Below are 23,239 nucleotides of genomic sequence, written 5' to 3'. Positions count from 1 at the left end.
TGGGTTGGAGGATATAGAAGGATGAAAAAATATATTGCATGGTTCACTCTAATCACTCTCATGCTAATGATCTCAGGATGTGCGAATGATGAATCGGCTATTAATGATGAAAAAAAAATGACCCCTGCGATACAGGCAGATAATGAGGATAAAGTGTTCGGTGAAGACAGTAGGCTATATGAATTTGAAAAAAAAGATTCTGTGGTTACTTTTTACATTACCATTGGAAGCGAAAATGAAGCTTCTTTTTATGAGTTAAATAATTGGTACAGTATCCATAATAGCGATACAGCTTCTCCTAAATTAGACATCATGATTCAGGAGGGGACAGAGAAAGGGACCAAAGAGGGATTCTTCGGTTTCGATGAAACAGAAATGAATGCTTCCATTCAGTTACGTGGAAAATCAACACGGGTCGCTGCCCAAAAATCGTTCAAAATAAAATTGTTTGATAGCGCCGGTCTTTGGAGAGGACAAAAAACTTTAAATTTAAATAAACATCCATATGATGCGACAAGAGTTCGCAATAAGCTTTCGTTTGATTATTTTACGAAAATTCCTGGTTTAACGAGTATGCGTACACAGTTTGTTCATTTATATGTAAAGGATTTAACGAATAAAGATTCGAATGGAACATTTGTGGACTATGGGTTATACACACAGATTGAACAGGCGAATGAGCGTTTTCTTGCAGCACATGGGCTCGATTCGAATGGAAATCTTTATAAAGCTACGAATTTTGAATTTTTCCGTTATCCTGACCAATTAAAACTAGAAACAGATTCAGGATTTAATAAAGAGAAATTTGAAGAGATTTTAGAAAGCAAAGGGAGCAATGACCACCGTAAATTACTTTCTATGTTAGATGATGTAAATAATTATTCATTAAATATTAATGAGGTAGTGGAAAGACATTTTGATAAAGAAAATTATTTAACATGGGTAGCAACAAACATACTTATGGGAAATAGCGATGTAACAACACAGAACTTTTATTTGTATGGTCCATCTAATTCAGAAAAGTGGTACTTCCTTCCATGGGATTATGATGGAGCTTGGAGGTCATCACCTACAGTTGAACAGCATTCAGAATTGGCTGATTGGCAGGATGGTTTATCAAATTATTGGGGAGCAGTCCTTCATAAACGATTCTTTAAGGATCCGGAAAATGTAGAAGCACTATCGAAGAAAATGGAAGAACTAACATCCATTATTAACCCAGAAAACACAAAGAATTTATTGGATGAATACTATCCAACCGTGAGTCAATTCGTGAAAAAGTCGCCTGATAAAGATTTTTTAGATGTAGAAGTAGATGAATATGATGATGTATATTATGGAATTGTTAATGAATCATTGATTAATAAGGAGACTTATTACAAAAATCTTGAGAAACCAATGCCATTTTTCTTGGATGATTACGAAAATGAGAAAAATCAGCATGTATTTTCATGGGATCCATCCTATGATATTCAAGGCGACGATCTATTCTATACGATTCAAATTAGTACAGATCCGTCATTTACACATATTGTTCATGAACAAAAAGATATGATAGAAACAGAGTTTACTTATCAATTAGCAAAAGGAACTTATTATTGGCGGGTAATTGCAAAAGACTCAAAGGGAAATGGACAAACTGCCTTTGATCTATACGAGGATGAGGATGGAACAAAGTATTTTGGGGTAAAAAAAATAATCGTTAATTAATGATACTAAAGGGAAGTAAATGATGAAAAAGTTACGGCATGAATTGAAGTTCTATATAAATGTCAGAGAGTATGAACTCTTAAGAAAGAAGTTACAGATAGTGCTGAAAAAAGACGAGAATATGGTTAATGAAGAGGGTTACCATATTCGCAGTCTTTATTTTGATAATGTGTATGATAGTGACTTGTATGAGAAAAATTATGGCATCTACAAGAGGAAAAAGTTTCGGGTCCGTATTTATAATCAAAGTGATCGTATGATCAAACTTGAAAAAAAGAATCGGTTTGGAGAGATGATCAATAAAGAATCCATACCTATCTCAAGAGACGAATACGAGCGGTTATTAATATGGGATTATGATTTTTTACTTAATAAAAATAACAGTGTTGCAAAAGATTTTTACTTATTTATGAGGACGCAGCATATGTCGCCAAAAATCATTGTCGATTATGTTAGAGAGGCATATAAAGAAGATATTGAGGATGTGAGAATTACCTTTGATAAGTTTTTAAGTGCGGGTATTAATTCGATCGATATCTTTGAAAAAGACATTGTTACAATTGAAGCGCTAAATGAGCCTTTAATGATTATGGAAGTAAAATTTAATTCCTATCTGCCAGACTATATTCGAGATATTCTTCAGCTCGATAGCAACCGGCGCTCGGCCATTTCAAAGTATGTTATTTGCCGAGAAGCAGGCATGACCTATCATAAGCAATAGAGTAGAGAGAGGACACATAGATATGAGTGATCGGCTTAATTTTGATGACATTATTAAAAAAAGTATTTTAAATTCAGATACATTTACTAGTGTATCCATTTTGGAAATATTCTTTGGAACACTTGCCTCATTTATAGTAGGTTTATTTATATACTATGTTTATAAGAAAACGTTTCGCAGTGTTGTATACAGTCATAACTTCAATGTAACACTCGTATTAATGACAATGATTACTTCTCTTGTTATTATGACAATTAGCACGAATATTGTTTTATCTTTGGGGATGGTAGGTGCATTAAGTATTGTGCGTTTTCGTACGGCCCTGAAGGACCCGCTCGATATCGTGTTTTTATTCTGGGCGATTACAGCAGGAATTGCGATTGGAGCAAATGTGTATCCGGTAGCGATATTTGGATCTATTTTTATCTCGATTGCTGTCTTTTCCCTTTCAAAAAAGAAATGGAAGGACGAAACGTATTTATTAGTTATTCATTATGACGAAAAGGCATATGAAGAAATCAAAGCCCAGCTTGTTAAGTACAATTATGATCTGAAATCGAAAATTGTTCGTAATAATTGGACTGAGCTTACGTTAAAAATCAAGCTTAAAGTAGATAATACTGCATTTGTGCACAAGTTATCTAATCTTGATGGAGTTAAGGATGTATCCCTTGTTCAATATAGCGGGGATTATGCTTCTTAATCTTTACATGAAATGCTTTATACGAAAAAAGGTCAGCTTCTTAAGAAGCTGGCCTTTAATTATGGTTAATTATAAATACTGCTATTATTCTCATATGAAACAAAGCCTTGCTTATTACTGTAAATTACACTGCTTTTATTAGGTGCGACAGTAAAAACAGCAATGTTATTTTCTTTTTGAAGCGTTTGGAAATAGTTAATCCAATTCTGTCCCCATCTGCTATTAGTTAAACGCTCTTTGTTAAAACCTTCCCACATAATTGCATCAACATAATCCTTTGATGAAGTTTTTAACGTTTCAAATCCCCAATTCTGCAGTAAAAGCAGATCTTCATGCTTTTCAGTGATCGCTTTTAGAACCTCTACATACCCATTTCGTAAATGAGTGGCCAGTTCCTTATCATTGCTGTAAAAATCATCAATATCTCCAACAGTATCAAGAATAATCCCATTAAATTGCTTCTGAATAATTTCTTCTTCTATTTCATCGAGCAATAACTGCTGATAATGCTTATTGGTAATATCCATTAAATATGTATCCCAATCTTCTACATATACTTTTTCGCCATTAACCTTTAAATAGTCATCTTCTTGGATCTTTGCAACAAACTCTTCATCCCAATCCTGCAATTCCATAATACTGATATAGCCGAGTGCAATAGCACCGCCTTCTTTAATTTTACTTACTCGTTCTTTGGTAATTTCGTGAGGTTCGATCACAACCATATCAAAAGTGCCAAGCTGCTTAGCCTTTTCATCATTCACATGCTCATAATAAATTTGATAATCCTTGACATCCAATAAAGGGTTTGGTGCTTGTCCCATAGCTGGGAAGCATTGAGTTAATAATAGGGGGAAAATAAATTGAAGTGCGAGAATAGTTTTTTTAAGCATACGTAATGCTCCTTTACGATTTATCTTATGTAAGAGTAAATACGGCAGCCCAGCCATCATAGTAAAGAAATTACCTTAGACCTGTGGTTTTGCGTCTCAATTTTTCAATTGATTTGCTATTGCTTTTATTATAGTACAAAAGTCTATTATATAAAAGAAAGATTTTGTGCCTTCCATAAGCGAGGCACTTTACAAAATGGTGAACGTGAGCGGTAATAGGAAACAGCATGGGATTTATAGTTGTATCGATACTGGAAAATGGTCATACTAAAAAAGCGTCGTCAAGATTTCCTAATAAATTTAAAAAAAATGAGGGATATAGGTGGCAGTAGAAAACAATAAAAATCAAGAAGAAAAAATAAAGAACCAGAAAAAGGTAAATATAGGAGACATGATTCAAATAAATAAAGGAGAGGCAAAAGGGAAAAAAGGAAAAATCATCGCACTTCTGGATAACTCTGTTATTGTGGAAATTGGGATGAATGTAAAAACTGATGAACCGATAAAAACGGTTGTCAATCATAAGAACTATAAATTATTGTAGTTTTCATTTTCTGCATGTGAAATTTATAAAAGTAATAAATAAGCAAAAATAATGTTAAGTGTCATAACATTATTTTTGCTTGGAAGATAGGGGATATTAAATTTCTCTAAATGCACTGTCTAAACTATGGTACCCTTTAAGGTCTGTTTTTTCCGGTTCATCCGATTCAATCGTCCACTCATTTTCTATAGGTGAAAGTCCGCCATTATTATTTTTTCTAAATGGCCTATGAATGTGATAGGTTTTTCCATCTTTTTTTATCGTATAGCCCATATAATAAAGATCATCCTGGCCTTCTTCTTCGAAAATACCGATATCATCGATCCCATATTGATTGATATATAACTCAAATGATGTTTGCAAGTTATTAATAAGCTGTTCTCGGGATAGATTTTCCATCATATGACTCCTTTCTTACTAGTTAAACTCTATTTTTAATATGCCTTTCTTTTTTATTAATAAACATGCGCTTCAGTATGGGAAATATTACTTTTCAAGGATGAAATCTGCCTCGCCAATGCCTAGATCAGCGTTCACTGTGATAGTTACTTTGGCATTTTCGTATGCCTCATTCACGTATACATCATTTCCCATTGAAATGAAGCCTTTAAAGCTAGAATGGCCAATCCCTTTGGAGGATACGATTTTAACGCCAACATTTTTAGGTAAAATGATTGTCGATTTTCCAACCCCTGTAGATAATTGAACATCGAAATCCTGCTTCCAATTACCTGCAAGATCAATGGTTGTACTGCCAACCCCAACATTTATTTTTAAGCTGCTCAATTGTATTCCTTGTAGGTCAAGCTGTGTTTTGGATGCACCTGTATTTACTTCTAAATCAATGGGAACATGCTTAGAAAGCTGAAGGTCCCAGATGCTTTTAATATTTATTCCTTTAAGTGAAGTAAACTTTTTATTCGTATGTTCAATTAAGACCATGCCCTTTTTCCCAGTCTGATTATAGGATATTTCAGGCTTCAATTTATCTGTGGAATATTGAAGTTCTCCTTCAACCCACTCTTTTGCACCTTCAGATACAAGCAGCTCTCCAGCAGCAATATTTAAAATTACATCTAATTTTTCAGCATTGTCCTTTTCGATTAAAACTCTTGAAGGATCCCCTTCCATAGTCACACTTGAATTGCACCCGGCTAATACGAATGAACTGACAAGTAGAGATCCTGTAAAAAATAAGCTTTTCATTATTGAGTCCTCCTCTATTTAATTCCAATATCTTCATAATAAATAAAATCGCAGTAGGATTGAAAAGGCTCTGGCATGATTTTCCACTAGGACTAGAGACTTAGTCATTCAGGAGCTTTTATATTAATATTCGCTTCAATCTACCAATGATCGTTTAAAATCTGTTAAAACAAGATAAAACATCTCTATTATTAAAATGGATCTTCCGGTAAGATAGAGGGAGGTACATAATAATTTTACAGCTTAATAAAAAGTAGAAATATAATTGAAAGTGGATTTAAAAGTATTAATTGAGATAAGGAGTTACAAATAATGATTCATTTACCAAATTGTCCAAAATGTCATTCGGAATATACATATGAGGATGGGAGTTTTCTCGTTTGCCCTGAATGTGCTCATGAGTGGAGCTGTGAAAGTGGCCATGAGAATACAGAAGAACAAATGACCTTTAAGGATGTGAATGGAAATGTTCTCGCTGATGGAGATACAGTAACGATTATTAAGGACCTTAAAGTAAAAGGAAGCTCATCGATTTTAAAAATTGGCACAAAGGTAAAAAATATACGATTAGTTGACGGAGATCATGATATTGATTGTAAAATCGACGGATTTGGTGCAATGAAGTTAAAATCAGAGTTTGTTAAAAAAGTATAATGAATGTAGATGGCTGGATAGACAAAATAAATGCCAGTCATACATACCCGATTTCCAGAAAAAAAGAGGTTAAATTAGAAATTTTAGAACCAAAAAGTGATATATCACACTAGGGGTGCTTTAAAAAGCTGAGAAAGATGCGTTCTTAACCCTTGAACCTGCACTAGGTAATGCTAGCGAAGGAAAGTGGCTGATAAAGTATGAATCTACGTTTTTATGGTATTTTCATATATTTGTTGTTTCATTAAGCCGCTTCTTATTGTAGAAGTGGCTTTTATTATTTTAGGAGGATCGATAAAATGAAGAACCAACTGGACGAGTTATTGAACCAAATCGATGAGCGAAAAGAGGAGCTTATTCAATTATTAAAAACGCTGCTTCAATTTAAAACACCTGCCCCACCTGCAAGAAACACAGAAGAAGCTCAAAATTTTATTGCCCATTTTTTAGAAAACAGCGGGTTTTTGATTGATAAATGGGATGTATATCCAGGAGATCCGAATGTAGTAGGAATACTTAAAGGAATGCAATCATCCGATTTTAATAGTTTAATAATCAATGGCCATATAGACGTAGCTGAAGTAAATAAGAATGAAGATTGGCTCACAGATCCGTTTGATCCAATTGTTCGAGATGATGTGGTTATAGGAAGAGGGGCAGCTGATATGAAAAGCGGACTGGCAGGCGCTTTATTTGCTATACAGCTGCTACATGAGGCAAACATCCAGCTGCCAGGTGATTTAATTTTTCAATCGGTCATAGGGGAAGAAGTGGGGGAAGCAGGTACAATGCAATGCTGCAAGCGTGGATACACTGCAGACTTTGCACTCGTTGTTGATTCAAGTGATTTACAAATCCAAGGACAGGGGGGAGTAATAACAGGATGGATTACAGTTAAAAGTAATGAGACCTTCCATGATGCAACACGAAGAGATATGATTCATGCTGGCGGACAACTTTTTGGTGCAAGCGCCATCGAAAAAATGACAAAAATTATACAAGGGCTGCAAGAACTAGAGAGACATTGGGCCGTAATGAAAAGTTATCCAGGATATAAGCCTGGAACAAATACAATTAATCCTGCGGTTATTGAGGGGGGGAGACATGCGGCATTTGTAGCAGATGAATGCCGTTTATGGATTACTGTTCACTTCTATCCGAATGAAACATATGAGTCAGTAACTAAAGAAATTGAGGAACATATTCATTACTTGGCCAATGCAGATCCATGGTTAAGAGAAAATCCACCTTCCTTTAAATGGGGAGGCACATCAATGATTGAAGACCGCGGAGAGATATTTCCTTCTCTAGAAGTAGATCCTGAAGGTCCAGCTGTACGAACGTTAATCCATACCCATGAAAAGGTTCTAAACGAAACAGCGGTTATAAGCGTTTCCCCCTCTGTTACAGATGGAGGCTGGTTTGGAGAGGCAGGTATTCCGGCAGCCATTTATGGCCCGGGCAGTCTTTATTACGCTCATGCCGTTAATGAACAAGTCTCAATCCAGCAATTAATCGATTATACAAAAGTGATTTTATCCTTTATCTATGAATGGACACATAAGAAAAAAATAAGATAAAGTCAAAAATTAATATAAGCAAACGAAAAGTAGTTCATATCTTTTCATCTGCTTATCGAATTCGTTCAAGTGTAATAAATACCAGCTATTTATGCAGGACAATAATCAATTTCAAAACCAAGGTCTGTTAACATCTGATGATCGGCAGTTTCTTCTTGGCCAGATGTAGTAAGATAGTCACCAACAAAGATGGAATTTGCTGGGTATAGCCCAAGGGGCTGTAAGCTTCGTAAATTAACCTCGCGACCGCCTGAGATTCGAATTTCTTTTGTTGGATTAATAAAGCGCATTAAGCAAAGAACCTTTAAACAGTACCTTGGATTTAATTCATTTGTTCCTTCAAGCGGGGTTCCATCGATCGCATGTAGGAAGTTTACAGGAATGGAATCAGCATCCAGGGTTTTTAAGCTTCTCGCCATTGTTATCACATCATTTTTCGTTTCCTTCATCCCGATGATAACACCAGAACATGGGGATATGCCGGCTTGCTTGATTAATTCAACTGTATTCACACGATCTTGATACGTATGGGAGGTAGTAATATTCTCGTGATGATTTGCTGAGGTATTGATATTATGGTTATACCGATCAACCCCCGCTTCTTTTAATTTTGCTGCATGCTCTGGTTTTAACAAACCTAAGCATGCGCAAACTTTCAAATTAAACTGCTCTTTTATTTTTTTAACTGCCGAAGCTACTTCATCAATTTCTTTATTAGAAGGACCTCTACCACTAGCTACAATACAATAGGTACCTACATTTAATTCGTGAGCCTGGCGTGCACCTTTGATAATGGATGCTTTATCCATCATTCGATATTTTTCAATCGGTGCGTTTGAGATACTTGATTGTGAGCAATACCCGCAATTTTCCGGGCAAAGACCAGATTTTGTATTAATTATCATATTAAGCTTTACCTTTTTTCCATAATAGTGCTTGCGAATTTTATACGCACTTTGCAGGAGAGATAAAAGCTCATCATCAGGGCATTTTAATATTTCTAAAGCTTCCAAATCTGTTAACTCATATCCTTGCAGCACACTTATAGCAAGATCATCCCAATTTCTCATTTTTACTCCTCCATTCTAATTTGTTCGCTGCAGCTTCCTGATTTGACTACGTGATAGCACACGGCCTTCTAATTGATAGGCCATTAAACCGGCACATATAGCTAGAACAATATCCTTTGGCAGAGGGGGAATCATCCATAGCCATGCCATTTGATAGGTGAAGCCATCAGGCGCAGCAGCCCATAATTTATAAGCAAAATACATCCAATTAGTTCCAAACAAATAATTAACTGTCATCCCAACTAAAGCAGCTGTTAAGTAAAATGGAACACTTCTATTCCTTTCAATTATTTTCCCAGTTATATAAGCAGTAAAAATAAATGAAACTATAAATCCAAAAGTTGGACTTATAATATGACCGATCCCGCCGCCGAATCTAGCAAAAACAGGTGCACCTGCTAATCCGATAAAAGCATAGACTAACATGGAGATTGCACCTAAACGGCTCCCAAGAATGGCTCCAGCTAAAATGGCAAAGAATGTCTGAAGCGTTATTGGCACTCCGCCAACGACCATAAACGGAACAATCGATGTAATATTGGCTCCAATACACATCATTGCGACAAACATCCCCGCGATTGTTAATTCAAATGCATTTAAATTTTTTTTCATAGACTACCTCCAAAAGAAGAATATAAAAAAAGAGTAATAGATTTACATTCTTAATGTCAACTAAATAATAAAAAGGTTAACATATATAAGATTGTTTTGATCAGAATGACGAATCTGCATATAATTCGGAGCATTCATTGAATAATTAGACCCCGCTTGGAATAAATCAATTGAACCACCTTCATAGGAAAGCACTAGATTATCTAGGTGAAAAGAAACAATATTATTCAAAAAAGTATGTGTTTTTAACTAAATTATGTTATATTTGTAGGTATTAAACATTATTTTCATTTGTACTCATGTGGTTTCTTGTGGGAGGAGAAGTATTTATGCATCTTTTAAGTGTTGGTAAAAAAATAATGACTGGTTTTGGGATTGTCTTATTATTATTCGTAGTCTTTGCTCTTGTATCAATAAATAGGATCAATCATATGCAAGACAAAACAACTTCTATTGTCAATGAATGGATGCCTTCGGTTGAGCTGATTAACTCGATTGGCTACCAGACCGAGCATGTTATTACACTTTCATTACGGTATATTCAGTCCGATGATATGCAAGAAAAAGAGATGTTAAAAAAAGAAAGAACGATGTTCATAGATGAAGCAGAGAAAACAATGGCTTCCTATGAAAAGCTTATAGATTCAAAGGAAACGAAAAAGAATTTTGAAGAATTGAAATATAAATGGGCATTCTTCTTAAATGTAAATGAGGAGACAATAAAGCTGAGTGATAAGGGAAAATCAGAATTTGCCTATCTATATTTTAAGAAAAGCGCGAAAGCATTTGATTCAATGAAGCAAAATTTGGACCACTTGGTTTTGATTAATAAAACAGGTGCGGAACAGGCTGGGGAAGACTCTATAAAGGTATCTGAACAAACGGTTATAACGATTATAAGTTCGGTCGTAATCTCGCTTATATTAGGAATAGCAGCTGCACTATTTATCACTAGAATGATCGCGAAACCACTAGGATTAGTGACAAATAGAATCAATGAGATATCAAAAGGAAACTTGACAATTCCATCAATTGAAATCAAAAGCAAAGATGAGATTGGTGTACTAGCAAAATCCGTAAATGAAATGAAAGGTAGCTTACATACAATTGTCACTGAGGTTGTTAATGTTTCAGGACAAGTAAATAAACAGAGTGATGAGCTAACAGTTTCTTCATTGGAAGTAAAACAGGGCAGTGAACAAATTGCGACTACGATGCATGAATTAGCATACGGAGCTGAAGAGCAAGCAAATTCTGCATCTGAATCTGCACAAGCTGTAGAGGACGTAAATGTTCAGATCAAGCAAGCTGATTTAGCAGGAAAGAACTTGAAACAGGCTTCAAATGAAGTGCTAGAAAAAGCACAAGAAGGAACAAAATTAATGAATCAATCTGTTCATCAAATTGAGACGATTAGTCAGATTGTAACTGAATCAATGGAAAAAGTAGTGAATTTAGATTTGAAAAATGAAAATATTTACCAGTTAGTCCATGTTATACAAGATGTCGCTGCCCAAACGAATCTACTTGCTCTCAATGCAGCAATTGAGGCTGCAAGAGCAGGTGAGTATGGGAAAGGTTTTGCAGTTGTAGCAGATGAAGTAAGAAAGCTGGCAGAACAAGTTTCGAACTCCGTTCAAGACATTACACATATAACTCAAGATATCCAAAGTGATTCCAAACAAGTTGTTGAAACATTACAAAATGGTGTATTACAGTCAGAGATTGGAAATGAGCAAATAAAAACAACTGGTGAGACATTCCATGCGATTACTAATTTAGTTTTACTAATGGTAGAAAAAATTGACCAAGTAGCTGCCAACTTAGACCAGATTCAACAAGGTAGTGAACAATTAAGCGCGTTCAGTGAAGAAATCTCGGCAGTAACTGAAGAATCTGCTGCTGGAGTTCAGCAAGCATCAGCTTCAGCCGAACAACAAGTCGCCTCTATGGAAACGATATCAGAGAGCGCTGAATCACTTAAGGTACTTTCTGCTCAATTAGAGAGTTTGGTTAAGCAGTTTAAAATCCAGTAAGAAATCGAAGTTGAAAAAATAGTAAGCCACTTCAGTACAAATGCTAGGTATTATTATTGGTTGAAAAGGGAGATAAGAAAAGATGAAGAAGTGCAGAATAAGGTTTATAACCATAAGTTTTATTGCATTAATCATGCTTTTAGCTGGTTGTTCCAACAACAATAACAAAATAGTTACGAAAGAAGCGAGTAACCAAGATCATGCGGGGTCACTTGAAAATATTCCCGAAAAGTTTAAAAGCGGGGAGAAAATTAAAATCAAAGTTATTCGTAAAATAGGCGGGGACGACCATACAAAGCAATTTCTTGCAGGGGCTAAAGAAGAGGGCGAAGCAATGGGGTTGACGGTGGATGTTTTTTCTGCAGATGGGGATAGCCAAAAGTTTCATAACGAGATTAAAAAAGCTTTAGATGAAGGATATGATGGGTTTATTATTTCCCATGGTGATGATCCAGAAACAATAGAAAGTGTAAGACAATTGGTGGAAAAAGGAAAGAGTGTTGTTACATTTGATTCAAATGTTGATTTAGAAAAAATAGAAGGTGTTACACTTACATCTCAGAACGATGAGGTATTAGCTACATTTGCAATGGAGCAATTAATCGAGGATCATGATGGTCAAGCAAATATTGCGTATTTATGGGTGGATGGATTCCCGCCAATGGTTAGACGAAATGCTGTTTATACGGAGAAGTTGAAGAATAACCCTGGAATTAAAGAGATTGAAAGATTTGGTGTTGCTTCTGCAGATACTTCAGGGGAAACAAAAGCAGCTGTTGCTGAAATGCTTAAGAAACACCCTAAAGGGGAGCTTGATGCGATTTTTGCTACATGGGATGCATTTGCGATTGGTGCAGTAGAAGCGATAAAAGAAGCAGGCAGAGATGAAGTGAAAATTTATGGAATAGATGTATCAAATACTGATCTAGAATTGATGAAAGAAAATGGCAGCCCATGGAAATATACAGCTGCAGTAGACCCAAAACTAATTGGTGCATTAAACATGCGATTAGTTGCAAAAAAAATAGCTGGTGAAGAAACACCAAAATATTACAATTTAGAAGCTTATTTGATTGCTCAAGACGAACTTCAAGCTTCTAAGAAAAATGTAACGATGGATAATTTAGGCGAAGTGCTACCTGGCTGGGGATTGTCAACTGAATTGGAAGAGGACTGGATGAAAGCTCTAAAAATGAAAAATGAATAAGAAAAGATTAACCGGTATTCTTTCTGGAATATCGGTTGTTTTTATGCAAGAAAATAAATGTTGGTTTTAAATAGACTTTTGTTGTTTTAATACCAATAATGACCAATAATAGAAGTATTATATTGATTATTAAATAGAATTAACATTAAATAAATAAAATGTATGGGTGTTATCATAGATTTTAAAACAAGAATTGCGTATAAAACCAAAAAAACTATGAATAATTCAAAATAAATATTGTATAAGATTTGTACACATGATAAAATTTAGTTAATTTAGAAATGAAAGCGCTACACAATTTCTGTCCGTCTATTATTCTATCTGAAAATAGGTAGGATGGACATACTAACAAAGAAGGAGAATTATAGAATGAAAAAGTTTTTGAAAAGTGCATTAGTCCTATTGTTAGCTGTTTCCCTTCTGTTAACAGGCTGTTCTTCGGGTGAAGAAAGTTCTAAGCCTAAAGAAGGAAATAAGAATGTTTCACTCGAAAATGTGCCTGATCGATTTAAAGATGGCAAAGAAGTGAAGATAAAAGTAGTTAGAAAAATTGGTGGAGACGATCACACTGCTCAATTCTTAGCTGGTGCGAAAGAAGAGGGAGAAGCGCTTGGTTTTAAAGTAGATGTTTTTACAGCTAATGGAGATACTGCTAAATTCCATGATGCGATTGCTCAAGCCTTGCAAGAGGATTTTGATGGATTTATTATCTCCCATGGGGATGATGCAGCTACAGTGGAAGACGTGAAGAAAATTGTAGATGCTGGAAAGAGTGTAGTAACTTTTGATTCCAATGGAGATATTGCTTCGATCAATGGTGTGACACTTACTTCACAGGATGATGAAGCGTTGGCAACATTATCATTAGATCAATTAATTAAGGATACAAATGGAGAAGCAAATATTGTCTATTTATGGGTAGACGGTTTTCCGCCGATGGTTAGACGTAATGCAGTTTATCAGGAAAAACTTAAAAGCAATCCTGGTATTAAGGAAATTGAGCGATTTGGTGTAGCTGCAGCAGACACATCTGTTCAAACACAAAATGCGGTAGCTGCAATGTTAAATAAACATAAGAAAGGCGAAATTGATGCAATATTCGCCACATGGGATGCTTTTGCTATCGGTGCAGCTCGCGCGATTAAAGAGGCTGGCAGAGATGAAATTGCTCTTTATGGTATTGATGTATCCAATGCTGACCTTCAAATTATGCAAGAAGAAAATAGTCCGTGGAAATATACAGCAGCTGTTGATCCTAAACTAATTGGTTCTGTTAACATGAGAATTCTTGCTAAGAAAATTGCTGGTGAAGAAACTCCTGCGACATTCGATTTAGAGGCATCATTAATTTCACAAGAAGCACTGCAAAAATCAAGCTCGCCTGTTAACATGGTTAATCTTGCTGAAGTTGTTGAGGGCTGGGGAGTTTCAACTGCATTTGAAGAAGAGTGGATGAAGACGTTAAAAGAATACTATAAATAATTAAATTTGAAACCTTATATCAGAGATATTAGCTGGTATAAGGTTTCAAAACCATTATAGGCCTTAAATTGTTGGGAAAATTGATTGAAATAGAAGGAGGCTTATGAGTGTGTCGATGTTATTAGAAATGAAAAATATTTCCATAGAATTCCCGGGAGTAAAAGCGCTTAATGAAGTCTATTTTTCTACTAAAACGGGAATGACTCATGCCTTAATTGGTGCAAATGGGGCAGGTAAATCTACACTAATGAAGGTCCTTTCTGGTGCCTATGGACATTATACAGGTGATATATACATAGGCGGAAAGAAAGTTGACATACGTACCCCAAAGGACGCCCAGGATAATGGGATACAGATAGTTTATCAAGAGGTGGATACAGCATTAATTCCCTATTTAACGGTTGGAGAAAATATTATGTTAAATGAAACTGTTAATGATATGGGAAAAAAACAGTTTGTAAAATGGAATCTGATTCATAGAAGAGCAACAGAAATTCTTTCTCGAATGAATGTAGATATATCTTCGAAAACACTTGTGAGTGAATTAACATTAGCCCAAAAGCAAATGGTCCTTATTGCAAGATCTATCTCAAAGCAATGTAATTATTTGATTTTGGATGAACCTACTGCACCTCTTAGTCATTCCGAAACGAAGGAGCTATTTAGAATCGTTCGTGAGCTTGTGAAAGAAGACGTAGGCATAATCTTTATTTCTCATCGATTGCCAGAGCTATTCGAAATTTGTGAAGAGATTACCGTTATGAAAAATGGCGAATTTGTCATAAAAGAAAATATTGCTGACACTACTCAAAATAGAATTGTTGAGTACATGCTTGGAGAAAAGCTGGAAGAGCAGTTTCCTAAGTACGACGTTGAAATCGGAGAAACTCTCCTTTCTGTTGAAGGACTTCATGATACGGGTTTAGTTAAAAATTTTAGCATGCATGTGAATGAAGGGGAAATCGTTGGAATTGCTGGTTTAGTAGGAGCTGGCAAAACGGAAATTTGTAAAGCTTTATTTGGTGCTTCTAAGGTAACAAAAGGAGATATCAAAATTAAAGGGAAAAGTGTAAAAATTAAGGATCCAAGTGATGCCGTAAGAAAAGGGATCGCACTTGTTCCAGAAGAGAGAAGAAAGGAAGGGATTCTTGTTCAAGAATCTGTTTCTACAAATCTAACATCAGCAAGCCTTGGTAAGTTCTCAAAGATCTTGAGCTTCGTTGATGTGAAGGGCGAAAAGCGAATCTCGAAGGAAATGATACAGGATTTAGGGATAAAAACACCTTCAGAGGAAGCTAAGGTGCAAAACCTTTCGGGAGGAAATCAGCAAAAGGTAGCTATAGGGAAATGGCTGATATCTGATGCGGAGGTGTACATTTTTGACGAGCCTACAAAGGGTGTAGATGTAGGAGCTAAGAAGGATATTTTTGAACTGATTTCGGGTTTAGCTAAACGTGGGAAGTCAGTCATTTACGCGTCTTGTGAGCTTTCTGAAATTCTTGGGATTACAGACCGTGTATACGTTGTGTATGACGGGGAAGTAGCGAAAGAACTTGATACAAAAACAACAAATGAAGAAGAATTATTATTCTATTCAACAGGAGGTAAATGAGGATGAATACGGCAAATCCTGTTCCGAACACAAAGCCCGCTAAAAAAGGGTTTGAACTATTTGAGTTCCTATATAAATATGGAACGATAATTACAATCTTTGTTTTGATTGCCATCTTTGCAATCGCTAATCCAAGTTTTATTCAAGGGGCAAATATAGTCAACATATTAAGGTCTATTTCCATTGTAACCATTATAGCTATAGGAATTACTATTTCTCTTTCAGTAGATGGCTTTGACTTATCTGTTGGTTCTACTGTATCTCTTTCAAATGCAGTTGTTGTTTCTATGTTTGTGTGGTTTTCTCAAAATATTTTCATAGCCATTTTAGCAGCAATTGGAGCGGCGCTCTTAGTTGGTGCATTTAACTCTTTTATGATTGTTAAAGTGAAAATTCCAGACATGCTAATGACACTTGCAACAATGTTTATTATACAAGGGATTGCGCTTACATACACAAAAGGGGCAACTGTGTCACAAAACATGATTATGCCTGATGGAAGCTTCTCAACCGGTGTGATTCCGCCATTCTTTGCAAAAATTGGTCAAGTGCCGTGGATTATTATCATTATGGTTGTAGTAGTCGCTCTTGTTCATATTTTCCTGAATTATACGAAGCATGGCCGTTACATGTACGTAATTGGTGGAAATAAGGAAGCTGCCAGACTATCAGGTATCCCTGTTAATAAATACAAAGTACTGGCTTACCTTTTGTCTGCAACCTTCGCGGCAATTGGAGGAATTGTTCTTGCCTCCCGTGTAATGACAGCAGAGATTAATTCTGGGGCTCCTTATTTAATGGATGCAGTAGCTGCAGCATTTATTGGTCTATCAGTTTTAGGTGCTGGAAAGCCAAATGCATTTGGAACCTTTGTTGGAGCCGTTTTAATCGGTATCTTATCGAATGGATTAGTTATGATGTCCGTACCGTATTATGCCATGGATATTGTTAAGGGAACTGTCTTAGCTCTTGCACTGGCATTGACTTATTATCGACAAAAATAAGGTGGAGGGATTTATAATGAAGGATTTTACGAAGGAATATTTTACGATGACTGAAGAAGATGCGATCGATTATGCAAAGGCTAACCTTGATCTCTTTGATGCGGATGCAGAGCTTCAATGTAAGGAAATTGGGGATGGGAACTTAAACTATGTCTTTAAAGTAGTTGATTCAAAAACAAACCAGTCTGTAATCATTAAGCAAGCTGGTCCAGTTGCGCGTATTTCTGATGAATTTAAATTATCTCCTGATCGGAATAGAATTGAAAGTGAAATCTTACAATTGCAATATAAATTAGCTCCAGGCTATGTACCGGAAGTTTATAAATATGATCCAATTATGAATTGCTGTGTAATGGAAGATTTATCTGATCATGAAATGATGCGGGCGGCATTAATTGAGCACAAAAAATTTCCGCTTTTTGCAGAACATATTTCAACATTTCTAGTAAATACTTTATTATTAACTTCTGATGTCGTCATGGAACATAAGGAAAAGAAGGCATTAGTGAAAAGCTTTATTAACCCAGAGCTTTGTGAAATTTCTGAGGATCTTGTTTATTCTGAGCCGTTTTATGACTGTCCGCGTAATGATGTCTTTCCAGGAACAAGGGAGTTTGTGGAAAAAACGATATGGAACGATAAAACGTTGTTATTGGAGACAGCAAAGTTAAAATTTGAATTTATGACAAATGCGCAATCCCTTATCCACGGAGATTTGCATACAGGCTCTATTTTTATTAAAGAAGACTCTACAAAAGTTTTTGATCCGGAGTTTGCATTTTATGGACCGGCAGGCTATGATATCGGAAATGTTATAGCTAATTTAATATTTGCATATGCGAATGCAACCTTTACAATAGAAGATGAAATAAAACGAAAAGATTATCTTGATTATCTAGGGAATACAATCAAGGATGTAATCGATTTATTCAACGAGAAATTTTTAAGAACATGGGATATTCATGTAAAAGACTCTGTTGCGAAATATACAGGATTCAAAGATTATTATCTAAGCACGGTAATTAGAGACACAGCAGCTGTTGCTGGGCATGAGCTTATTAGAAGAATTATAGGTTTAGCCCATGTAAAAGATATTACGTCTATTTCAAACCGAGAAGCCCGTGTACGTGCTGAGAAAATTTGTTTAACAATCGGAAAAACATTTATACTTAATAGAGAAAATATGACAACAGGTGCTGACTTTATTGATGTCATTCAATCAGCAGAAGAACAGCTTCTAAAGGAGGCAGAATAGGATGGGAAATCCAGTAGAAGTAATACAATCAGTTAAATTGGATGATGAAAACAGTACATTAATTCTTTTAGACCAAACAGTACTACCGAATGAAACGGTCTTTCTAGAATTGAAGGAAATGGAAGATGTTTGGGATGCAATCTATCAGTTAAAGGTGAGAGGGGCTCCTGCGATTGGGATTGCTGCAGGATATGGTGTTTACCTAGGTACGAAGAAGTCAACTGCAAATACGTATGAGGAGCTTTATAGTGACTTTACTAAGGTAAAAGAATACTTGGCTTCCTCAAGACCTACCGCTGTTAACCTTTTCTGGGCGTTAAATCGAATGGATGATCGATTTAAAAAAGAGGAAGGAAAAACAGTTGCTGAAGTAAAGGCAGCACTAAAGGAAGAGGCAGAATTAATCCGGGCAGAAGATGAGGAAATTTGCGAATCAATCGGGCAATATGCACTTTCATTATTGGAGCCGGGATGGGGCATTCTAACTCACTGTAACGCGGGGACAATTGCAACAGCTAAATATGGTACCGCGTTAGCTCCGATTTATTTAGGGCAAGAAAAGGGTTATGATTTTAAAGTATATGCGGATGAAACAAGGCCCTTACTTCAAGGTGCACGCCTAACTGCTTGGGAACTGCAGCAAGCAGGAGTAGATGTGACGTTGATTTGTGATAATATGTCGTCTATCGTTATGAAGGAAGGAAAAATCCAAGCAGTTCTTGTTGGCTGTGATCGGGTAGCTGAGAATGGAGATACTGCGAATAAAATTGGAACTTCTGGGGTGGCTATTTTAGCTAAACACTATAATATTCCTTTTTATGTGTGTGCGCCGCTCTCCACGATAGACTTAGCATGTAAAACTGGCGACGATATTGACATCGAATTAAGACCATCCGAAGAAATTACGAGTAAATGGTATAAAAAACCAATGGCGCCAAAAGATGTAAAGACATATAATCCGTGTTTTGATGTGACAGATCATTCTTTAATAACAGGGATCATTACTGAAAACGGCATTGCCTATGCGCCATTTAATGAATCTCTTCCAAAAATGTTCAAAAACAATAAGTGAAAAGTGAAAGGGCTGAGGTAATTACCTCGGCCCTTTTAAATTATTTTTATTTAGTTTACTTACATTCATGAAGAGTAACGTTTTGTTCTTTTAAAAATTGTTTCCATTCTGACGAAAGTGTTTTGTCTACTACTACATGATGAATTTTATCAAAATCACAAATTCTTGCAAAGGATGTTTTATCAAATTTTGTGTAATCAGCAATAAGGTAAACGTTATTTGCATGTTCAGCAGCTAGTTTCCGGATCCCTGCTTGTTGCTCGTTTGAATCTGTAATGCCATGCTGCATACTAACTGAGCGGCACGAAATGAACGCCGTATCAAAGAAGTAATGATTTAACGTATATTCTGAGCTTCTTCCTGTATTTGATAGCGAAGTAGGAGATAAAGTTCCTCCAATGACAACGATATTAATATTCGGTTTTTCAACAAGCGTGTTGATCACTTTGAGGGAATTTGTCACAACTGTTAATTTTTTGTCTTCGAGCATGCTAGCAATGACTAAGGAAGTGGTGGAAGCATCTAAGAATATCGAGTCGCCATTTTTGATAGCAGAAATACATTTCGCGGCAATTTTCTTTTTTCCTTCCACATGTATATGTTCTCTCAAATTAACATTGACATCGTTTTGAACGCCTTCAGATATGTATGCTCCGCCATACGTTCGGTTTAAAACACCTTCCTCCTCAAGCTGCTTCAAGTCCCTGCGAATCGTCTCTTCAGTCACATTAAACTGGCTTGTAAGATCAGCAACAGTCACGCTCTTTTTTTCAAGAATGATTTCTTTTATTTTTTTCTTACGTGCGATTGGAAGCATGATTTTCTCCTTAATTTTATTTGTTTGTTGAAAAAATTATACCATATTATGTGGGATTAAATACATTCACTCCAAGAAAATAAAGGATTATTTTTAGATGAATATGTATGAAAAAAAGCATTTATTACATGTGTGAGTTGGTTTTTTGTAAAACTGCAATAAAATACAACAAGAAATAACTATAAAACCAAAATAATATTTGACAAAACCACAAATTAGTAAGAAAATTATAAGTAGTAAAAGAACATAAATATGACTGTTTCAAGAGCTCATAAACGAACCTAAACGGATTAGGGGAATGATGAAATAGACTGTATGTAAGATTAAGGAGTTGTAATTAATGATAGAGAAACAAAAATACTATTCTGATTTTGAAGCGAAAAAGCTAATTTGTGAGATTGGCAGAAGAATATATAATAAGAATTTTGTAGCGGCTAATGATGGGAATATTTCTATTAAGGTAGGTCCAAACACAATTTGGACTACTCCTACAGGGGTTAGTAAAGGGTTTATGACACCAGATATGATGGTGAAGATGGACCTTTCAGGTAAAGTGATATCTGGGAAAATGAAGCCTTCTTCGGAAGTAAAAATGCACTTAAGAGTTTACAATGAAAATCCAGAAGTGAATGCGGTTGTCCATGCTCATCCACCAGTAGCAACATCGTTTGCAATTGCTGGGATTAATCTTGATAAACCAGTATCACCGGAAGCTGTTGTACTTCTAGGAACGGTTCCGGTTGCTCCGTACGCAACTCCGGGGACACAAGAAGTTCCAGATTCCATTGCACCTTATTGCAAAGATTATAATGCGGTGCTATTAGCCAATCACGGAGCGCTTACTTGGGGATCAGATTTAATACAAGCATATTACCGAATGGAATCTCTTGAGCACTATGCGCTAATGCTTATGTATTCAAATAATATTATTAATAAAGCGAACGAACTAAGCTGTTCGCAAATTTCAGATTTAATTAACATTCGGGAATCAATGGGGATAAAAACTGGCGGTGTACCACAATGTGAATTAGAAATGGAAAAATCTAAGCTAGAAAACAGTAAAGATGCAGTGATAGAGAGTATTGTACGAAAGGTAACTGAAGAGATCCTAAACAATTATATGAAATAGTATGAGGAGGAGGAACTATGGGAGTACATATGTCGGAGCAGGATATTCAGAAAATTATCCAATCAGTTCTGCAAAATATTGAATCTATTTCCGAACAGAATCCAGGACATCCAGAACTTCATTCCAATGACAATACGAAAACACCGAAACCAATCCAGATGAAGAGAGTTCTGCCATTATCACAAGAGCAAAATCTGGCAGAACCAAAACATCAAGTACGTGCATTAGGTGACAATGGTGTTTTTGACCGTATAGAAGATGCTATTGAAGCAGGTTACATTGCCCAAGTGAATTATGTAAAGCAGTTTCAACTAAAGGATAGAGAAAAAATAATCGCTGCGATTCGAGAAGCAGTTATTGAAAATAAAGAAAAATTAGCCAAGATGGTTTTTGAAGAAACAAAGCTGGGTCGTTACGAAGATAAAATTGCAAAGCATGAACTTGTTGCCAGCAAGACACCAGGCACAGAAGACATAACGACAGCTGCATTTTCAGGAGATGAGGGCTTAACCATTGTAGAACAGGCGCCATTTGGCTTAGTAGGTGCAGTAACACCAGTAACGAATCCAACTGAAACAATTGTTAATAATTCTATAAGTTTATTGGCAGCCGGCAATGCAGTTGTTTTTAACGTTCATCCCTCATCTAAAGCATCCTGTGCGTTTGTAGTGAACCTTATTAATCGAGCAATAAAAGATTCTGGAGGTCCAGAAAACCTTGTATCGATGGTGAAAGCCCCAACTTTAGAAACACTTAATAGAATCATAGAAAGTCCAAAAGTCAAATTACTAGTTGGTACTGGCGGACCTGGAATGGTCAAGACCTTATTACAGTCAGGGAAGAAGGCAATTGGAGCAGGGGCAGGAAATCCACCAGTCATTGTGGATGAAACAGCTGACCTAAAACAAGCTGCCAAGAGTATTATCGAAGGTGCCTCCTTTGATAATAACCTTTTATGTATAGCGGAAAAAGAATTGTTTGTTATTGACTCCGTAGCAGATGATTTAATTTTCCATATGTTAAATGAAGGCGCATACATGCTTGATCAACAGCAACTATCAAAATTAATGAGTTTTGCACTCGAAGAAAATGTTCATCAAGAAGCAAGTGGATGTTCACTTGATAATAAACGTGAATATCATGTTTCGAAGGAATGGGTAGGAAAGGATGCAGTCTCTTTTCTTAGACAATTAGGAGTAGCTGGTGAAGAAGATACTAAGCTTTTAATTTGTGAAGTGGATTTTGATCATCCATTTGTACAGCTAGAACAAATGATGCCAGTCTTTCCGATCGTCAGAGTTAGGAATCTCGATGAAGCAATTGAAATGGCTCTTCTGGCTGAACATGGCAATAGACATACAGCTATTATGCACTCAAAGAATGTAGATCATTTAACTAAGTTTGCCAGAGCAATTGAAACGACCATATTTGTCAAGAATGCTTCTTCTTTGGCAGGTGTTGGATTCGGTGGTGAGGGACATACAACCATGACAATTGCGGGTCCTACGGGTGAAGGAATTACATCCGCAAAGACATTTACAAGACAAAGAAGATGTGTATTAGCAGAAGGTGGATTCCGAATCATAGGGTAGGTGAGCATATTGTCAAAAGCAGTTGGGTTTTTAGAGGTTCAAGGCTATAGCATCGCACTTGCTTCAATGGACAAAGCTTGTAAAGCAGCAAATGTAACCATTGAAGGTATTGATGTAAATAATCCTAAAAACGGTGATCAAGCCTCTATACCAGTAGTTGTCCAGGTGAAATTCAGCGGGGAAATCTCCGCAGTAAAAGTGGCCCTAGAAGTCGCGGAAAACGAAGCAAGAAAATATATCGGTGATGGAGATATTCTCACTCATCTTATCCCTTCTTCAATGGAAGAAATAGCGAAGCTGCTTACAATTGGAAAAGTAAAACGCAAATAAAGAGGTGCAG

The 23,239-nt window shown here is 36.1% G+C and carries 22 protein-coding genes and 2 riboswitches; of the genes, 16 read left to right on the top strand and 6 right to left on the bottom strand.

The genetic code is table 11. The features are described from left to right. The first annotated feature begins 21 nt into the window (after positions 1-21). From RUH74_RS10075 to RUH74_RS10065, 3 genes are read left to right on the top strand one after another with little or no spacing between them, the layout of a single operon-like run. Positions 22-1,710 (top strand): CotH kinase family protein, encoded by a 1,689-nt coding sequence (locus RUH74_RS10075; protein ID WP_313800171.1) that lies wholly within the window; start codon positions 22-24, stop codon positions 1,708-1,710. A 19-nt stretch (positions 1,711-1,729) separates the two neighbouring features. Further along, positions 1,730-2,431, top strand: coding sequence for a polyphosphate polymerase domain-containing protein (locus tag RUH74_RS10070; protein ID WP_313800170.1), 702 nt, complete (start codon positions 1,730-1,732; stop codon positions 2,429-2,431). A 22-nt stretch (positions 2,432-2,453) separates the two neighbouring features. Continuing rightward, entirely contained in the window at positions 2,454-3,134 is a 681-nt protein-coding gene (locus RUH74_RS10065; protein ID WP_313800169.1) for a DUF4956 domain-containing protein, read from the top strand. A 65-nt stretch (positions 3,135-3,199) separates the two neighbouring features. Here RUH74_RS10065 and RUH74_RS10060 read toward each other — a convergent pair whose 3' ends face one another. After that, positions 3,200-4,027: an endo alpha-1,4 polygalactosaminidase gene (locus RUH74_RS10060; RefSeq protein WP_313800168.1), complete on the bottom strand. Its 828-nt coding sequence runs from the start codon at positions 4,025-4,027 to the stop codon at positions 3,200-3,202. Between the two features lie 40 nt (positions 4,028-4,067). Continuing rightward, a riboswitch (cyclic di-GMP riboswitch) is annotated at positions 4,068-4,155 on the bottom strand. Between the two features lie 194 nt (positions 4,156-4,349). On the opposite strand from RUH74_RS10060, the gene RUH74_RS10055 reads away from it, so the two are divergent. After that, positions 4,350-4,571, top strand: a complete 222-nt coding sequence (locus RUH74_RS10055; RefSeq protein ID WP_313800167.1) for a DUF2187 family protein — start codon at positions 4,350-4,352, stop codon at positions 4,569-4,571. 96 nt (positions 4,572-4,667) lie between these two features. Here the strand turns inward: RUH74_RS10055 and RUH74_RS10050 are convergent, their stop codons facing one another. Both RUH74_RS10050 and RUH74_RS10045 read right to left on the bottom strand, forming a co-directional pair. After that, the gene (locus RUH74_RS10050; RefSeq protein WP_313800166.1) at positions 4,668-4,970 is read right to left on the bottom strand and encodes a DUF5634 family protein; all 303 of its coding nucleotides are present in this window, start codon (positions 4,968-4,970) and stop codon (positions 4,668-4,670) included. 87 nt (positions 4,971-5,057) lie between these two features. Next, on the bottom strand, positions 5,058-5,777 hold the full coding sequence (locus tag RUH74_RS10045; RefSeq protein WP_313800165.1) for a toast rack family protein: 720 nt from the start codon (positions 5,775-5,777) through the stop codon (positions 5,058-5,060). A 312-nt stretch (positions 5,778-6,089) separates the two neighbouring features. Between RUH74_RS10045 and RUH74_RS10040 the strand changes: the two genes are divergently transcribed. Continuing rightward, positions 6,090-6,431 (top strand): zinc ribbon domain-containing protein YjdM, encoded by a 342-nt coding sequence (locus RUH74_RS10040; RefSeq protein WP_313800164.1) that lies wholly within the window; start codon positions 6,090-6,092, stop codon positions 6,429-6,431. Positions 6,432-6,532: 101 nt separating this feature from the next. After that, positions 6,533-6,633, top strand: a riboswitch (TPP riboswitch). A 97-nt stretch (positions 6,634-6,730) separates the two neighbouring features. Continuing rightward, positions 6,731-8,011 carry an acetylornithine deacetylase gene (locus RUH74_RS10035; RefSeq protein ID WP_313800163.1) on the top strand — a complete coding sequence of 427 codons (1,281 nt, stop codon included), beginning with the start codon at positions 6,731-6,733 and terminating at the stop codon, positions 8,009-8,011. 89 nt (positions 8,012-8,100) lie between these two features. On the opposite strand, the gene bioB is transcribed toward RUH74_RS10035, so the two are convergent. Further along, positions 8,101-9,081 (bottom strand): biotin synthase BioB, encoded by a 981-nt coding sequence (bioB, locus tag RUH74_RS10030; RefSeq protein WP_313800162.1) that lies wholly within the window; start codon positions 9,079-9,081, stop codon positions 8,101-8,103. Between the two features lie 15 nt (positions 9,082-9,096). Further along, positions 9,097-9,693 carry a biotin transporter BioY gene (locus RUH74_RS10025; protein WP_313800161.1) on the bottom strand — a complete coding sequence of 199 codons (597 nt, stop codon included), beginning with the start codon at positions 9,691-9,693 and terminating at the stop codon, positions 9,097-9,099. Between the two features lie 329 nt (positions 9,694-10,022). On the opposite strand from RUH74_RS10025, the gene RUH74_RS10020 reads away from it, so the two are divergent. The 7 genes from RUH74_RS10020 (at position 10,023) to mtnA (ending at position 19,361) form a co-directional block, all read left to right on the top strand. Then, positions 10,023-11,729, top strand: coding sequence for a methyl-accepting chemotaxis protein (locus RUH74_RS10020; protein ID WP_313800160.1), 1,707 nt, complete (start codon positions 10,023-10,025; stop codon positions 11,727-11,729). An 82-nt stretch (positions 11,730-11,811) separates the two neighbouring features. Beyond that, complete coding sequence (locus RUH74_RS10015) at positions 11,812-12,936, top strand: sugar ABC transporter substrate-binding protein (protein WP_313800159.1); 1,125 nt, start codon at positions 11,812-11,814, stop codon at positions 12,934-12,936. A gap of 369 nt (positions 12,937-13,305) precedes the next feature. Beyond that, entirely contained in the window at positions 13,306-14,418 is a 1,113-nt protein-coding gene (locus RUH74_RS10010; RefSeq protein ID WP_313800158.1) for a sugar ABC transporter substrate-binding protein, read from the top strand. A gap of 115 nt (positions 14,419-14,533) precedes the next feature. Further along, entirely contained in the window at positions 14,534-16,030 is a 1,497-nt protein-coding gene (locus tag RUH74_RS10005) for a sugar ABC transporter ATP-binding protein (RefSeq protein ID WP_396229979.1), read from the top strand. Positions 16,031-16,032: 2 nt separating this feature from the next. Beyond that, positions 16,033-17,034 (top strand): ABC transporter permease, encoded by a 1,002-nt coding sequence (locus tag RUH74_RS10000; RefSeq protein WP_313800156.1) that lies wholly within the window; start codon positions 16,033-16,035, stop codon positions 17,032-17,034. A gap of 16 nt (positions 17,035-17,050) precedes the next feature. Continuing rightward, on the top strand, positions 17,051-18,289 hold the full coding sequence (mtnK, locus tag RUH74_RS09995; protein ID WP_313800155.1) for an S-methyl-5-thioribose kinase: 1,239 nt from the start codon (positions 17,051-17,053) through the stop codon (positions 18,287-18,289). A 1-nt stretch (position 18,290) separates the two neighbouring features. Then, the gene (gene mtnA / locus RUH74_RS09990) at positions 18,291-19,361 is read left to right on the top strand and encodes an S-methyl-5-thioribose-1-phosphate isomerase (protein ID WP_313800154.1); all 1,071 of its coding nucleotides are present in this window, start codon (positions 18,291-18,293) and stop codon (positions 19,359-19,361) included. A 55-nt stretch (positions 19,362-19,416) separates the two neighbouring features. Here mtnA and RUH74_RS09985 read toward each other — a convergent pair whose 3' ends face one another. Continuing rightward, the gene (locus RUH74_RS09985; protein WP_313800153.1) at positions 19,417-20,178 is read right to left on the bottom strand and encodes a DeoR/GlpR family DNA-binding transcription regulator; all 762 of its coding nucleotides are present in this window, start codon (positions 20,176-20,178) and stop codon (positions 19,417-19,419) included. Positions 20,179-20,518: 340 nt separating this feature from the next. Between RUH74_RS09985 and RUH74_RS09980 the strand changes: the two genes are divergently transcribed. From RUH74_RS09980 to RUH74_RS09970, 3 genes are read left to right on the top strand one after another with little or no spacing between them, the layout of a single operon-like run. Beyond that, a complete protein-coding gene (locus tag RUH74_RS09980) occupies positions 20,519-21,307 on the top strand; it encodes a class II aldolase/adducin family protein (RefSeq protein ID WP_313800152.1) in 789 nt (262 codons plus the stop codon). Between the two features lie 17 nt (positions 21,308-21,324). Beyond that, the gene (locus RUH74_RS09975; RefSeq protein WP_313800151.1) at positions 21,325-22,899 is read left to right on the top strand and encodes an aldehyde dehydrogenase family protein; all 1,575 of its coding nucleotides are present in this window, start codon (positions 21,325-21,327) and stop codon (positions 22,897-22,899) included. A 9-nt stretch (positions 22,900-22,908) separates the two neighbouring features. Next, entirely contained in the window at positions 22,909-23,229 is a 321-nt protein-coding gene (locus RUH74_RS09970) for a BMC domain-containing protein (protein WP_396229970.1), read from the top strand. The last annotated feature ends 10 nt before the right edge of the window (positions 23,230-23,239 follow it).

Origin of the sequence: Cytobacillus sp. (genome assembly GCF_032154635.1) — a bacterium.
Taxonomy (GTDB): domain Bacteria; phylum Bacillota; class Bacilli; order Bacillales; family Cytobacillaceae; genus Cytobacillus.
The sequence above is the reverse complement of the archived record's forward strand: the minus strand, read 5'-3'. Positions and strand labels throughout refer to the sequence as shown.

Coding starts and splice junctions, on each gene's coding strand:
- RUH74_RS10010 (WP_313800158.1), top strand. CDS start 13,306: ATGAAAAAGTTTTTGAAAAGTGCATTAGTCCTATTGTTAGCTGTTTCC.
- RUH74_RS09985 (WP_313800153.1), bottom strand. CDS start 20,178: ATGCTTCCAATCGCACGTAAGAAAAAAATAAAAGAAATCATTCTTGAA.
- mtnK (WP_313800155.1), top strand. CDS start 17,051: ATGAAGGATTTTACGAAGGAATATTTTACGATGACTGAAGAAGATGCG.
- RUH74_RS10020 (WP_313800160.1), top strand. CDS start 10,023: ATGCATCTTTTAAGTGTTGGTAAAAAAATAATGACTGGTTTTGGGATT.
- RUH74_RS10025 (WP_313800161.1), bottom strand. CDS start 9,693: ATGAAAAAAAATTTAAATGCATTTGAATTAACAATCGCGGGGATGTTT.
- RUH74_RS10000 (WP_313800156.1), top strand. CDS start 16,033: ATGAATACGGCAAATCCTGTTCCGAACACAAAGCCCGCTAAAAAAGGG.
- RUH74_RS10065 (WP_313800169.1), top strand. CDS start 2,454: ATGAGTGATCGGCTTAATTTTGATGACATTATTAAAAAAAGTATTTTA.
- RUH74_RS10050 (WP_313800166.1), bottom strand. CDS start 4,970: ATGGAAAATCTATCCCGAGAACAGCTTATTAATAACTTGCAAACATCA.
- RUH74_RS10070 (WP_313800170.1), top strand. CDS start 1,730: ATGATGAAAAAGTTACGGCATGAATTGAAGTTCTATATAAATGTCAGA.
- RUH74_RS10005 (WP_396229979.1), top strand. CDS start 14,534: ATGTTATTAGAAATGAAAAATATTTCCATAGAATTCCCGGGAGTAAAA.
- RUH74_RS10045 (WP_313800165.1), bottom strand. CDS start 5,777: ATGAAAAGCTTATTTTTTACAGGATCTCTACTTGTCAGTTCATTCGTA.
- RUH74_RS10075 (WP_313800171.1), top strand. CDS start 22: ATGAAAAAATATATTGCATGGTTCACTCTAATCACTCTCATGCTAATG.
- RUH74_RS10035 (WP_313800163.1), top strand. CDS start 6,731: ATGAAGAACCAACTGGACGAGTTATTGAACCAAATCGATGAGCGAAAA.
- RUH74_RS09975 (WP_313800151.1), top strand. CDS start 21,325: ATGGGAGTACATATGTCGGAGCAGGATATTCAGAAAATTATCCAATCA.
- RUH74_RS10060 (WP_313800168.1), bottom strand. CDS start 4,027: ATGCTTAAAAAAACTATTCTCGCACTTCAATTTATTTTCCCCCTATTA.
- mtnA (WP_313800154.1), top strand. CDS start 18,291: ATGGGAAATCCAGTAGAAGTAATACAATCAGTTAAATTGGATGATGAA.
- RUH74_RS09980 (WP_313800152.1), top strand. CDS start 20,519: ATGATAGAGAAACAAAAATACTATTCTGATTTTGAAGCGAAAAAGCTA.
- RUH74_RS10015 (WP_313800159.1), top strand. CDS start 11,812: ATGAAGAAGTGCAGAATAAGGTTTATAACCATAAGTTTTATTGCATTA.
- RUH74_RS10040 (WP_313800164.1), top strand. CDS start 6,090: ATGATTCATTTACCAAATTGTCCAAAATGTCATTCGGAATATACATAT.
- bioB (WP_313800162.1), bottom strand. CDS start 9,081: ATGAGAAATTGGGATGATCTTGCTATAAGTGTGCTGCAAGGATATGAG.